The organism is Mycobacterium sp. IDUB_39 (genome assembly GCF_055419205.1).
Genome location: NZ_JBVAXF010000002.1, coordinates 603,897 through 617,482 on the forward strand (window position 1 = coordinate 603,897; position 13,586 = coordinate 617,482).

General features: G+C 67.3%; 11 protein-coding genes. 6 read left to right on the forward strand and 5 right to left on the reverse strand.

All coding sequences use genetic code 11. The features are described from left to right. Window positions 1-16: 16 nt before the first annotated feature. Window positions 17-853 carry a 16S rRNA (cytidine(1402)-2'-O)-methyltransferase gene (gene rsmI, locus ACZY0X_RS09240; protein ID WP_463769621.1) on the forward strand — a complete coding sequence of 279 codons (837 nt, stop codon included), beginning with the start codon at window positions 17-19 and terminating at the stop codon, window positions 851-853. On the opposite strand, the gene ACZY0X_RS09245 is transcribed toward rsmI, so the two are convergent. Next, the gene (locus ACZY0X_RS09245) at window positions 809-2,077 is read right to left on the reverse strand and encodes an aminodeoxychorismate synthase component I (protein WP_463770587.1); all 1,269 of its coding nucleotides are present in this window, start codon (window positions 2,075-2,077) and stop codon (window positions 809-811) included. The two genes, rsmI and ACZY0X_RS09245, sit on opposite strands and share 45 nt — an antisense overlap. Before the next feature lie 196 nt (window positions 2,078-2,273). Between ACZY0X_RS09245 and ACZY0X_RS09250 the strand changes: the two genes are divergently transcribed. Further along, window positions 2,274-3,575, forward strand: coding sequence for an MFS transporter (locus ACZY0X_RS09250; RefSeq protein ID WP_463769623.1), 1,302 nt, complete (start codon window positions 2,274-2,276; stop codon window positions 3,573-3,575). Continuing rightward, complete coding sequence (locus ACZY0X_RS09255) at window positions 3,572-5,212, forward strand: amidohydrolase (protein WP_463769625.1); 1,641 nt, start codon at window positions 3,572-3,574, stop codon at window positions 5,210-5,212. The genes ACZY0X_RS09250 and ACZY0X_RS09255 overlap by 4 nt, the downstream gene beginning before the upstream one ends. Here the strand turns inward: ACZY0X_RS09255 and ACZY0X_RS09260 are convergent. The 4 genes from ACZY0X_RS09260 to metG form a co-directional block, all read right to left on the reverse strand. Continuing rightward, entirely contained in the window at window positions 5,191-6,720 is a 1,530-nt protein-coding gene (locus tag ACZY0X_RS09260; protein ID WP_463769627.1) for a PucR family transcriptional regulator, read from the reverse strand. The two genes, ACZY0X_RS09255 and ACZY0X_RS09260, sit on opposite strands and share 22 nt — an antisense overlap. Window positions 6,721-6,765: 45 nt before the next feature. Further along, a complete protein-coding gene (locus ACZY0X_RS09265) occupies window positions 6,766-7,665 on the reverse strand; it encodes an RNA polymerase sigma-70 factor (RefSeq protein WP_463769629.1) in 900 nt (299 codons plus the stop codon). Next, entirely contained in the window at window positions 7,662-8,864 is a 1,203-nt protein-coding gene (locus tag ACZY0X_RS09270) for an NAD(P)/FAD-dependent oxidoreductase (RefSeq protein WP_463769631.1), read from the reverse strand. Before ACZY0X_RS09270 ends, ACZY0X_RS09265 begins: the two co-directional genes overlap by 4 nt. A 103-nt stretch (window positions 8,865-8,967) precedes the next feature. Then, complete coding sequence (gene metG / locus ACZY0X_RS09275; RefSeq protein WP_463769632.1) at window positions 8,968-10,539, reverse strand: methionine--tRNA ligase; 1,572 nt, start codon at window positions 10,537-10,539, stop codon at window positions 8,968-8,970. A 26-nt stretch (window positions 10,540-10,565) separates the two neighbouring features. On the opposite strand from metG, the gene ACZY0X_RS09280 reads away from it, so the two are divergent. The 3 genes from ACZY0X_RS09280 (at window position 10,566) to rsmA (ending at window position 13,571) form a co-directional block, all read left to right on the forward strand. Then, window positions 10,566-11,435: a TatD family hydrolase gene (locus ACZY0X_RS09280; protein ID WP_463769634.1), complete on the forward strand. Its 870-nt coding sequence runs from the start codon at window positions 10,566-10,568 to the stop codon at window positions 11,433-11,435. 103 nt (window positions 11,436-11,538) lie between these two features. Next, a complete protein-coding gene (locus tag ACZY0X_RS09285) occupies window positions 11,539-12,666 on the forward strand; it encodes a transglycosylase family protein (RefSeq protein ID WP_463769637.1) in 1,128 nt (375 codons plus the stop codon). Continuing rightward, window positions 12,663-13,571, forward strand: coding sequence for a 16S rRNA (adenine(1518)-N(6)/adenine(1519)-N(6))-dimethyltransferase RsmA (gene rsmA, locus ACZY0X_RS09290; protein WP_463770589.1), 909 nt, complete (start codon window positions 12,663-12,665; stop codon window positions 13,569-13,571). Before ACZY0X_RS09285 ends, rsmA begins: the two co-directional genes overlap by 4 nt. The last annotated feature ends 15 nt before the right edge of the window (window positions 13,572-13,586 follow it).

The following is a 13,586-nucleotide window of genomic DNA, read 5'->3' on the forward strand; positions in this document are numbered from 1 at the left end:
TCGTAGGCTGTGCGGTGTGACAGATGGCCGACTGCTGCTGGCAGCCACACCGTTGGGCCAGGTCGGCGACGCCTCGGCGCGTCTGATCGAGGCATTGGGCAGCGCCGACGTGATCGCCGCCGAGGACACCCGGCGTGTCCGTGGGCTGGCTCAATCGCTCGATGTGAAGCCCGCGGGACGCATCGTGAGCTTCTTCGACCAGAACGAGGCCTCGAGGGTGCCGTGGCTGATCGAGGAGATCACCGGCGGCGCGACGGTACTGGTCGTCAGCGATGCCGGCATGCCGCTCATCAGCGATCCCGGGTACCGGCTGGTCTCCGCGTGCGCCGACGCCGGACTGACGGTGAGCTGTCTGCCCGGTCCGTCGGCGGTGACGACGGCGCTGGCCGTCTCGGGCTTGGCCTCGGACCGGTTCTGCTTCGAGGGTTTCGCGCCGCGTAAGCACTCCGCGCGCCTGACGTGGCTGGCCGCGCTGGCCAAGGAACAACGCACATGCGTCTTCTTCGAGTCGCCGCGTCGGCTGGGCGAACTCCTGCGCGACGCCGTCGAGGCCCTGGGTGCAGACCGTCGCGCCGTCGTGTGCCGCGAGCTGACCAAGACCCACGAGGAGGTCAAGCGGGGCTCACTGGCCGAGCTCGCCGACTGGGCCGCCGACGGTGTGCTCGGTGAGATCACCGTCGTCCTGGCGGGTGCCGTGCCGAGTGCCGACCCCGACACGATGGTCGCGGAGGTCATCGCGCTGGTGGACGACGGTATGCGGGTCAAGGACGCCTGCGCTCAGGTGGTGGCCGCCAACCCGGGTGCCCCGTCACGGCGTGAGTTGTACGACGCCGTCCTGCGCGCTCGCGATTAGCTCCCCGATGCGGTCGGCGCCGACGATCGCCGCGGCCTTGTGCAGGCACTCCTCCCACTCGCGGGCGGGGTCGGAATCGGCCGTGATGCCGCCGCCGACACCCAGCACCGCCGAGCCGTCGGCGGCGAACTCCACCGTGCGGATCGCGACGTTCAGTTCGCAGCCGGCGACCGGCGAGGCCAGCCCGACTGTCCCGCAATAGATTCCGCGTCTCGCCCGCTCCCACGTCGTGAGCAGTTGGCGGGCGCGGGTCTTCGGTGTACCGGTGACGGAGGCGGGCGGGAACGTCGCGTCGAGCACCGCGGCCATCGGCAGGTCGACGTCGACGCGCGCCGTCACCGTCGACACCAGGTGCCACACACCCGGCGCGGGTCGGACCACCAGCAGCTCGGGCACCGTCACCGAGCCGGTGACCGCGACGCGACCGAGGTCGTTGCGGACCAGGTCGACGATCATCACGTTCTCGGCGACGTCCTTGACCGACGCGCGCAGCGCCGCCGGCGGCTGGTCCAGCGGCAGCGTGCCCTTGATGGGGCTTGACGTGACGTCGTGGCCCCGTCGGCGCAAGAAGAGCTCCGGCGACAGCGATGCCACCGCACCCCAGTCACCCGTGACGAACGCCGCGCGGGCGGGTGCGGTGCGTGCCACGGAGTCGGCGAACAGGTCGACGGGCGCACCGTCGATCCGCCCGACGAACTGGGTGCACACGCAGGCCTGGTAGACCTCGCCCGCGCGGATGGCCTCAAGGCAGGCGGCCACCCCACGGTGGTGGGTGGCGCGGTCCGGCGCCTGCCAGTCGAGGTGGTAGGGGCGAGTGTCCGGCGGCGAGCGGAGCGCGTCGGTGATCCAGCTGGGAAGTGCTGCACCGGAGAGGCTTTCGTACCACCATCGGCCGCCGACGTCTTGGCGTAGCACGCTGTCCGTCCACCCGCCAGCGGCGACCGGGATGGTGGGGCCGCGGCCGTCGGCACCGGGATCCGGATAGGACAGGTAGCCGATCCATCCGCCGCCGACAACACCGGTCTGGGCGCCGGGCGCGACATCGAACACCTCGTCGACACCGACAGGTGCGACGTCGACGCTGGGGGCGATCACGGCGCGGGAGCCGAACCAGTCACCGGTCAGCGCGGCCGGTGGCGGCAGTCCGAGCCGGGACGTGGCCGCGGTCAGAGCGCGCAGCACCGCCGGGGCGTTACCCGGGTCCGGCAGCGGCTCAACGTGCACTGTGCCAGCTTGCTGCGTCGTGTACTCCCAGGCAAAGCGCCGCAGGTAGAGCCTGGACATTTGTCGACTCAGGAGCGATGGACTCAACGAATGTCACATTGTGTCCGTCACAACTCGCTCCATAGCGTGATCACGAGCACCTCGCGTCCCAGCGGCGTCGTGCATTCCGGCAGTCTTCGTTCAGTAAGGAAAAACAGTGGCGAGAGATTCGGTCCCAGAAGCGCGGCCACGGCGGGCGGCATTGGCCGCCCTCGCCGGAACCAGCATCGAGTGGTACGACTTCTTCATCTACGCGACGGCCGCCGCGCTCGTCTTCCGTGAAGTGTTCTTCCCTCCCGACATGGATCCGGTGCTCGGCACCATCGTCGCGTTCGGCACCACCTCCTTCGGCTATCTGGGCCGGCCGCTCGGCGCATTCATCTTCGGCTACTTCGGTGACCGATTCGGTCGAAAGCCCGTGCTCATCAGCACCCTGCTGTTGATGGGCATCGGCACGGTGGGCATCGGTCTGCTGCCGTCCTATGAGTCAGTCGGCGCCATCGCACCGCTGCTCCTGATAACCCTTCGCCTGCTGCAGGGCGTGGCAATGGGCGGCGAGTGGGGCGGTGCGGCGCTGTTGGCGATCGAGCACGCCCCGGCCGACCGTCGGGCGTTCTTCGGGTCGTTCGCCCAGCTCGGCTCCTCAGTGGGTGCGACGCTGTCCGCCGCGGTGTTCGCCGTTTCGGCACATATTGGCGACGGCCTTGCCTCGGGCTCCTGGCGGATACCGTTCCTGCTGTCAGCTGTGCTGGTGGTCGTCGGACTCATCGTCCGCCTGGTGGTCGGGGAGTCGCCGGAGTTCGCCCGTGCGCGCGCTGCTCAGGAACTCTCGGCGACGCCCGTGGCAGAGGTGTTCCGATCACCGCGGCCCCTGCTCATCGGATTGGGCGCGATGCTCGTGGCGACGGGCGGTTACTATGTCACATCGTCGTTCTTCCTCGCCTACGCATCCGAGGAGGCCGGAGTTCCCGTCGACCTGTTGCTCAACGCGCTGATCATCGGCGGTCTCTTCGAGATGGTGTTCGTTCCCCTCGCCGGTTGGCTCGGCGACAAGTGGAAGCCGCAATACGTGGTGGTGGTCGGCCTCATCGGTATCGCCGTCATCTCGGTGCCGCTGTATCTGCTCGCACACACCGGATCGTTCCTGGTGATCACGGCGATGCTGGTGGTGACGGCCCTGTTCACCGGATTCAACTACGGACCGATCGCGGCCGTACTCGCCAGCATCTTCCCAGTTCGGGTGCGCTACACGGGAACATCGCTTGCCTACCAGGGTGCGGCCCTGACGGCCGGCGCGTTGACGCCGATCGTGCTGCCCACCCTGCTCGGAATGTCGGGCGGTTCGCCGATCCTGATCTTCGGCTACCTCGCGGTGCTCTGCGTCGCGGCCGCCAGTTGCGTGCTGGCAACGCGGAAGCTCACCGTCCTGGTCGGTACGTCGAAGGAAGCGGTTGCATGACAAGCGATCTCAACGAGGTGCTGATCGTCGGGGGCGTCATCCGGCCACACGCGAGTGATGCTGCGGTAGCGGCGATGCTGATACGCGGCGACCGCATTGTCGCGGTGGGGACCGAAGCCGAGTGCCGCTCGCAGGCCACGGGCGAGGTCGATGTCATCGACGTCGACGGAGCCACGGTGCTTCCGGGCTTCGTCGACGCCCACTGCCATCCGCTCATGCACGGGCAGTTCGCGTCATGGGTCGACTGCAGCTGGGAAGCGGCGCCGACGATTGACGACGTCGTCGCGGCGCTCGCCGAGCGAGCGGCCAGCCAGCCTGGCGCGGTGCGCGGCAGGGGTTTTCACCACGGCAATGTGGCCGAGGCACGACTGCTCACCCGCCACGACCTCGATCGCGTCGCCCAGGACCGGGAAGTGCTCGTCTTTCATTCGAGCGGGCACGGCGCCATGGCGAACAGTGCGACGCTGCTCGCGATGGGGGTCACGGCCGACACCCCTGATCCACCCGGCGGGCACTTCGGTCGAGAGCCTGACGGCACACCCGACGGCACCGTCTGGGATGCGGCGGCGGACTGGCTCACCGGGCGTCACGGCGTGAAGATCACCAACAACGGCCCGAACTTTCACCTTTCCGACGATGCCGCGGCACTCGACGCACAACTGCTCGCCGCACAGGCGGAGATGCACTCACGCGGCGTCACCACGATCGTCGACGCGCAGGTGACGGCTCGCGAACTCAGCGCGTATCTGCGTGCGAACAAGGCCGGTGCGCTGACCATCCGCGCCGAGCTGCTGATGATCTCGAGCCTGATCGGTGAACTCGAGAACCTGGGAATCTGTGGTCGTTTCGGCGACGACCGCCTCGCCATCGCGGGCGTGAAGCTCTACGCGGACGGCGCGCTCACCGCCGGCACCGCGCGCTTCTCGGAGCCGTACTGCTGCAGCCCCGACGACTTCGGCTACCTCTACCATCCGAACGGAGAACTCGCCGATCTCATTGCCCGGGTGACCGCGCTCGGCCTGCAGGCGGCAACGCATGCACAGGGCGACGCCGCGATCCAGTTGGTGCTCGACGCGCACGCCGGCCTGCCCGCGCCCACGCGCGACGCACGCCACCGGATCGAGCACTTCGGCGGTCCCAGCGAGGAGCAGGTGCACCGTTGCCGCGATCTCGCGCTGTGGCCGATAACGCAGCCGCAGTACCTCCTGCGCTACGGCGACGAGTTGACAGGTGCGCTCGGCGAGCGTGCGCAGCGTCTGACCCCGCTCGGCGAGATCCGGGACGCGGGCGTCCCGGTGGTGCTGTCCTCGGATGCTCCGGTCTGCCCGCCGCATCCACTGGAAGCGGTGGCCGCCGCCGTCCAACGTCGAACCCTGTCGGGACAGCGACTCGGGTCAGACGCCCAATGTCTCACCGTTGCGCAGGCATTGCGGGCGCACACCCTCACGGCGGCGGCGTCGGCGCACCGCGAGCACGCCGTCGGTTCCCTGGAGGCAGGAAAGTTCGCCGATTTCGTCGTGCTCGCCCGGGACCCGTTGACCGTCGAGGCCGAGGAACTCCCGGGAATCGACGTCGAGGCGACGTGGGTGAGCGGGCGAAAGGTGTTCGACCGCAGTCATTCCTCGGTCATCAGCTGAACCGCGGTCCAGAGTTCCAGGCGGTCGCGCAGCTTGTCCAGGTCGAGGCCGAGCAGGCGCCCGGCCAGCTGCATCCGGTTGCGCAGGGTGTGGCGATGGATGCCAAGCTCGCGAGCCGTCGCGTCCCACGCGCATTCGTTCTGCACCCACACTCGTACGGTCGTGAGAAGTTCGGCGCCCTTGTCCACGTCGTGCTCGTGCAGAACGCGCAGGATGCCGCGGGCCACCGTGCCCACCTGATCGCGGCGCAGCAGTCCGAGCATGCCCTGGTCGAGGAACTCGGGGAAGGCCACGCTCGGACGCCCGGTCTCGACGGCGTGCCGTAGCGCGCGTTCGGATTCGGCGACCCCGCGGGACAGCGCCTCGAACGGCACGGCGGCCGATATGCCGACGGGAATCGAGTGGCGGGCGAGCAACTGCAGGAGTTCCTGGGGCGGCGGACTCTCGGCCAGCATGACGATCCGATCGCCGCGCTGGGTGAAGAAGACACGGCCACGGCGTTCCTCGGCCTCCCGCTCGAGGGCATCCAACAGGAAGTCGCTGTGATGCGGCCGCGGTGCGACCATCACGGTCACGGGTTCAGCGGGCAGCCCGCCCCAGACTGACGTCGCCGTGCGCATCGCGAGCGCCCGGTCGCCCTTCAGGAGTTGCTCGAACAGACCCGACCGCAAATGGTGATACGCCTTGTCGAGGGCCCGATTCTGCGTGAGCGCCAGGCTCGCAAGGGCGATAACACTGTTGACGAGATCGGCGGCCGCCGGATCGGACCACTCCAGACCCTCCAGTACGAGCGCCCCGTCGAGGCGTTTACCGTGGCCGATCGTCTGGACGGTGAATTCCCGATCGCCGAGCTCGACACGTGACGAGGAGCGCACGCCACGCTCCAGCGAGGCGCGCACCGCGTCACGAATCGCGTTGTCCAGCTCCGTGATCGGTGGATCTGTTGGAGACCGGATGCGCGAGCCCGCGGCGTCGAACAACTGCGCTGAACAGTCCAACTGCTCGGCAAGTTCGACCAGGATGGACGTCAGGCCATCGGGCCGCAGCGCCGCCCGCGCGATCGCCCGCTGGGCGTCGAGTGACCACCGGATACGCGCGTGCTGTTCCTGAGCCAGCTCATCGGCCACATATCGGGCGATGGCCAGAAACGGTGTGAGATCGATGATCAGGAACAACGGCAGACTGTGCCGACGGCACGCGGACTCCAGCTCTGGTGGCATGTGAACGTGAATCAACGGGGTGCCGAAGCCCAGGCCGAGTATTCCGTTCGCGCTGAGCCTCGCGACGTAGGCGTCGTAGATCTCCTCATCATGCGACCCGCGCGGGAACTGGGAGCCGTCGGTCAGCAACAGATGCCCCGCGTCGAGAAACGGGGTCGGGTCGGGCAGTTCGGAACTGTGCACCCACGTCACCGGTTCGTCGATCGACGGTTCGGCCTCCCCGCCCCCGACGACAAGCTGGGTGCTTGCGTCCCAGCGCGCCAGCAGGGAGCGAATCGTGACGGGCATGGAGTTGACAGTACGACGCCCTCGCTGCCGGCTACGCCGGGATGCCTAGCGGCCGATCGCGCGCGACACCGTCACGCCCGCCAGCTTCTCCGGGTTGCGCATGGCGTAGAAGTTCGTGATCTTGCCGTCGACGATCTCCACCGACACGACGCCCTCGAGGTTGTCGCCGAGGTAGAGCACGAGTGCCGGCGCACCGTTGTAGAAGGCGGGCTCGGCGCGACCGTCGGGCCCGCCGAGTCGGATGAGGCCGATGACCAGGCGCGCGACGCTGTCCGCCCCCGACACCGGTCGGCGTGCGGCACTGACCTTTCCATCGCTGTCGGCCGTCCACACCACGTCGGGGGCGAGCATGCTCATCAACCCGTCGATATCGCCCGTCGACGCGGTCACGAAGAACTGCGCCGTGAGTTCCAATGAGGTCGTGGGATCGACGGGCTCGAAGCGCTTGCGCCGGGCCTGTACGTGCTCGCGGGCGCGATGGGAGATCTGGCGCACCGCGGTCGTGGACTTGCCGATGGCCGATGCGATCTCGCCGTGCTCGAATCCGAACACCTCGCGCAGCACGAAGACCGCGCGCTCATCGGGGGTCAGCGTCTCGAGCACCACCATCATGGCCATTGACACCGACTCGGCGAGTACGACGTCCGACGACGCGTCGGGGGCGTCGAGCAGCACGGGTTCGGGCAGCCACGGCCCGATGTACTCCTCGCGCCTGCGGGCCTGGGCACGCAGCGCGTTGAGCGACTGCCGGGTGACGAGCTGGGCGAGGTAGGCCTTGGTGTCCTGCACCTCTGACAGGTCGACCTCGGCCCAGCGCAGATAGCTGTCCTGCAGTACGTCGTCGGCCTCCGTTGCAGCGCCCAGGATCTCGTAGGCGATGGTGAACAGCAGCGGACGCAGCTGCGTGAATCGTTCGGCGTGTTCGTCACCCGACAGTGTGCTCATCGGACGGCAGCTGCCCTCGCCGCGGCCAGACGCTGCGCGCGCTTGCCACCCTTGAGCCAGAAGTACGAGCCCGGCTTGCGTGCCTCCTTGGCCAGGAACCCGACCGTGCCCTTGCAGATGGTCTCCTTGATCATCGCCGCGGTGCGTCCACCGATGTAGAGCGGAATCACCCGATCGTCGAAGTGGGCCAGCTGGATGGTGGCCGCGTTGCGCCCGAGGCTGATGCACTGCCCGGTGAACGCCTGGTTGATCACCGCGGGTTCGGAGCCCTCGATACGGCTCAACACCGTGTTGGCGGCCTGCGCGCCCAGCGGAATCGCTGCCTGGCAGCTCATCCGCAGTGGTGAATCCGATGGTGCCGAGGCATCGCCTGCCGCCACGATGTAGGGGTTGTCGACGCTGGTCAGCGTCTCGTCGGTGAGTAGTCGCCCGATGGCGTCGGTGGCCAGACCGCTGCGGACGGCCAGGTCGGGCACGCCGAATCCGGCTGTCCAGATCGTCACGGCGCTCCGCAGTTCACGCCCGTCGGTGAGTCGCACGGAGTCCGCGCGGACCTCGGTGACCAGTGTGTCGGGCCCGTCGACGACCTCGACGCCCAGCTTGCGCATCACCTTGGCCACCGACTTGCGGCCCCTCTCGTGCAGGTACGGGCCGAGCACGCCGCCGCACACCAGCGTCACCGCGTGCCCCGTCTCGGCGAGCTCGGTCGCCATCTCGATGCCGGTCGGACCCGCACCGACGACCGTCACCGGTTCGCCGGGCCGAATGCCGGCGATCGCCTCGCGCAGCGGGGCACCGTGCTCCAATTCCGATAGGGGGTGCGCGAATTCGGCGGCGCCGGGCACGGTCAGCGCGGCACCGGTGCTGCCGACGGCGTAGATCAGGTAGTCGTAGTCGACGGTGCCGCCGGAGGCCAGCGTCACGGTGCGCGCCGGGGCATCGATCCGCTGCGCCGTGTCGACCAGCAGTCGGATATCTGCGCCGAGCATGTCGGCGTAGTCCACCACCGCGTCATCGGAGCCGGTGACCAACTGGTGCAGTCGAATCCGTTCGACGAACTCCGGTCGCGGATTGATCAGCGTGATGGTCACGTCGGGGTTCAGTCGTAGGTGATTGGCCGCGATGACGCCCGCGTATCCACCGCCGATCACAACGACGTTGGTCCGCTGGCCCGCTGCGGCTTCTCGCTCCGGTGTCATGTCCACTCCTCTGGGGTCGATCCGGCTCCTCGTTGAACCGGGCTGACCTCAAGACACCTGGTAGCGCCGAAGTGTGACACGTGGCGACCGAATGTGGCTCAGGTCACTCCACCAAATACCGCGGGAACACACCCTCGGGTTTCGGCAGCGCCGTTCCGGGGCTCAGGCGGGTGCTGATGGCCTCGAATGACCTCGCGTCTGCGTCCTGGCCGAGCAGGTCGAGCAGTTTGGCCGCAGACTCGGGCATCACGGGCTGCACGAGCAGTGCGGCGATCCGCACGGTCTCCAGCGTCGTGTAGAGCACCGTGCCGAATCGCTCCTGGTCCTGCGCGGCCTCGGACTTGCGCAGTACCCACGGTTCCTGCGCGGAGAAGTAGCGGTTGGCCGCCCCCAGCACCGACCAGATGGCCTCCAGCGCCAGATGCATCGCGGGCACGTCGAAGTGCGCGCGAACCTGCTCCAACAACCCGTCCGCCAGCGCCAACATCTCACGGTCTGCGGCGGAGAACTCGCCTGGCTGCGGGACGGCGGCGTCGAGGTTCTTGTTCACCATCGACAACGAGCGCTGGGCCAGATTGCCCAACTCGTTGGCCAGGTCGGCGTTGATCCGGCCGATGATCGCGTCCTCGTTGTAGCTGCCGTCCTGCCCGAACGGCACTTCGCGCAGCAGGAAGTAGCGGACCTGGTCCAACCCGAAGGCGTCGACCAGCGCGATGGGGTCGACGACGTTGCCGACCGACTTGCTCATCTTCTCGCCACGGTTCAACAGGAAGCCGTGCACGAACACCCGCTTGGGCAGGGCGATTCCGGCAGACATCAGGAAGGCGGGCCAGTAGACGGTGTGGAACCGAATGATGTCCTTGCCGATCATGTGCAGATCGGCGGGCCAGTACTTCTTGAACGCCTCCGAAGAGGTGTCCGGATATCCCGCGCCGGTCAGGTAATTGGTCAACGCGTCGACCCAGACGTACATCACGTGGTCGGGATGATCGGGGACCTGGACACCCCAGTCGAATGTGGTGCGTGAGATGGAGAGGTCGCGCAGCCCACCGGAGACGAAGCTGACGATCTCGTTGCGCCGGACGTCGGGCCCGATGAACTCGGGATGAGCCGCGTAGTGCGCCAGCAGTCGCTCGGCGTAGGCCGACAGCCGGAAGAAGTAGGTCTGCTCCTCGGTCCACGTGACGGGGGTGCCCGTCTCGGTGGCGATCCGGGTGCCGTCGGCCTGCACCTCGAGTTCGTCATCGGTGAAGAAGCGTTCGTCGCGCACCGAGTACCAGCCCGCGTACGTGTCGAGGTAGATGTCACCCGCGGCGTTCATCTGGTTCCAGATCGCGATCGAGGCCTCGATGTGGTCGGCATCGGTGGTGCGGATGAAACGGTCGAACGAGATGCCGAGCTTGTCCTGCATCGCCTGGAAGGCGTCGGAATTGCGACGCGCTAGGTCGGCGGTCGGAATCCCCTCCGCGGCGGCGGTCTGGGCCATCTTGAGCCCGTGCTCGTCGGTGCCGGTGAGAAAGCGGACGTCGACACCGTCGAGCCGCTTGAACCGGGCGATCGCGTCGGTGGCGATGTACTCGTATGCGTGCCCGATGTGCGGTGCGCCGTTGGGGTACGCGATGGCGGTGGTCACGTAGAACGGTTCCCGCGTGGTCGGGGGTGTCGAGGTGCTCATCGCGCTTCACCCTATTGTTTTGTGTTGTGTCTGGGACAGTCGATGGTCCGGTGGCTCCGCCACCGAGGGAGAAACGCCAGCCCCCGCCGCTGCCCGAGCCATTGGCACCACTAGTCGACGCGCACACTCATCTCGATGCGTGCGGCGCGACCGATGCCGACGACGTGCGCGCGATCCTCGACCGCGCTGAATCCGTCGGTGTGCGTGCAGTCGTCACCATTGCCGACGATCTCGATGCCGCGCGATGGGCCACCCAGGCGACGGAGTGGGATCAGCGGGTCTACGCCGCGGTGGCACTGCATCCGACACGCGCGAACGCGTTGACCGATGACGCGCGTGCCGAACTCGAGCGGCTCGCCGAGCACCCCCGTGTGGTCGCCGTCGGGGAGACCGGGATGGATCTGTACTGGCCCGGCCGGCTCGAGGGCTGTGCGGATCCCGTTGACCAACGCGAGGCGTTCGCATGGCACATCGATCTGGCCAAACGCACCGGCAAGCCGTTGATGATCCACAACCGCGATGCCGATGCCGCAGTCCTCGATGTTTTGCTGGCGGAGGGGGCTCCGGACACCGTGATCTTCCACTGCTTTTCCTCTGGGCCCGAGATGGCCCGCGAATGTGTGGACGCGGGGTGGTTGCTGAGCCTGTCCGGAACGGTCAGTTTCAAGAACGCGACACAGCTTCGGGAGGCGGCCCGGTTGATCCCGCCGGGGCAGCTCCTCGTCGAGACCGACGCGCCGTTCCTGACCCCACATCCCTACCGGGGTGCACCGAATGAGTCGTACTGTCTGCCGTACACGGTGCGGGCATTGGCCGAGGTCGTGGGTCGGCCCGCAGAGGATTTAGCGCGGGAGACCGCGGAGACTGCGACGGCGACCTACCGAATCCGCATGTGACGTCAGTTGCCGCCACCTGACCCTTTGGTTACCGTCCTGTTATAGAAACGGCCTTTCCAATCGAATGTTCGGCGCTGGCCTTACCAGTCGGGGATAACCAATTTTGAATGCCTTACACAAACTAAATGACACTCGCTCGCCTTTATTGAAGGTCTGCGTCGCGCTGCTGCTTCTGGGTCTGGCGTTTGCGGGCAGCGTAGCTGTGACCGCGCATAAGACCGTCAAGCTCGTCGTCGACGGCACCGAGATGACGGTGTCGACCATGAAGTCGCACGTCATCGACGTCGTCGAGGAAAATGGCTTCGACCTGGGTGAACGCGATGACCTCTACCCGGCCGCCGATGCCGATGTGAGCCAGTCGGACACCATCGTGCTGCGCCGCAGCAGGCCTCTGCAGATTTCGCTGGACGGCCGGGACAGCCGTGAGGTCTGGACGACGGCGTCCACGGTGCAGGAGGCGCTGGCCCAGCTGTCGATGAATGACACCGCGCCGGCCGCCGCGTCACGCGCCACCCGCGTGCCGATCGGCGGCATGTCCCTACCGGTCGTCAGCGCGCGCACGGTGAACATCAGCGATGCGGGCGTGATGCGGACCGTCCACCTGGCGGCGGCGAACGTGGCCGGCCTACTCGAGGCCGCGGGCGTACCCCTGCAGCAGAGCGACACGGTCGTGCCCGCCGCGTCCTCGCCAGTCGTCGAGGGAATGCGGGTCGACGTCACTCGGGTGCGTGTCGAGAAGGTGACCGAGCGCGCACCACTGGTGCCGAACAACCACCAGGTTCCCGACCCCACGATGAACATGAGCAGGAAGGTCGTCGAGGACCCGGGCATGCCCGGAACCCAGGATGTGACGTTTGCCGTGGCACGTGTGAACGGCGTCGAGACGGGCAGACTGCCAGTAGCCAATGTCGTCCTCACGCCGGCCCGCGACGGGGTGGTTCGAGTCGGGGCGAAGCCCGGCACCGAGGTACCGCCGGTGTCCAACGGGGCCACTTGGGACGCGCTCTCGCAGTGCGAAGCGGGTGGTAATTGGGCTATAAACACCGGCAACGGATTTTACGGTGGCGTGCAATTTGATCTGAACACATGGGAGCGAAGCGGCGGGTTAAGGTATGCTCCTAGAGCTGATCTGGCCACGCGGGAAGAGCAGATCACGATTGCTGAGGTAACTCGGGCACGCCAGGGTTGGGGTGCCTGGCCGACTTGTAGTGGAAGGTTGGGAGTCCGCTGACCATCAGGCTCCTCGGGCGGACCGAGATAAGGCATCTGGCGAAGGAACTCGACTTCAGGCCGAAGAAGTCTTTCGGTCAGAATTTCGTTCACGACGCAAACACTGTGCGACGAATCGTGTCGGCGTCGGGCATCAATCGCCATGACCACGTGCTCGAGGTCGGTCCCGGCCTCGGGTCATTGACATTGGCGCTGCTCGATCGCGGGTCCCGTGTGACGGCGGTCGAGATCGATCCGCTTCTGGCGCGTCAGCTGCCGAAGACGGTCGCCGAGCACTCCCACAGCGAGATCAGTCGTCTGTCGGTGTTGAACGCAGACATCCTCAAGCTCGGCAACGCCGACATCGAGGATGCGCCGACCGCCATGGTCGCCAACCTGCCGTACAACGTGGCCGTCCCCGCGCTGTTGCACCTGCTCGCGGAGTTCCCGACCATCCGGACCGTCATGGTCATGGTTCAGGCCGAGGTCGCCGAGCGACTCGCCGCCGAGCCCGGTGGCAAGGACTACGGGGTGCCGAGCGCGAAGATGCGCTTCTACGGCAGTGTCCGCCGGTACGGCATGGTGTCCCCGACGGTCTTCTGGCCGATCCCGCGGGTGTACTCCGGTCTGGTGCGCATCGACCGCTACGAGACGTCGACGTGGCCGACGGACGCGGAGTTCCGCGACGAGGTCTTCAAGCTGATCGACATCGCATTCGCACAGCGCCGCAAGACCTCGCGTAACGCGTTCGCCGAATGGGCGGGCTCGGGCAACGAGTCTGCCGAGCGACTGCTGTCGGCCAGCATCGATCCGGCCCGTCGCGGTGAGACGCTGAGCATTGCCGACTTCGTCCGTCTTCTGCAGCGCTCGGGGTGGAAGCCTCAGCAGCAGCCGAAGACCACCGAGGAACAACAGCGCGTCCTGTAGCTCGGTGGCGGCGCT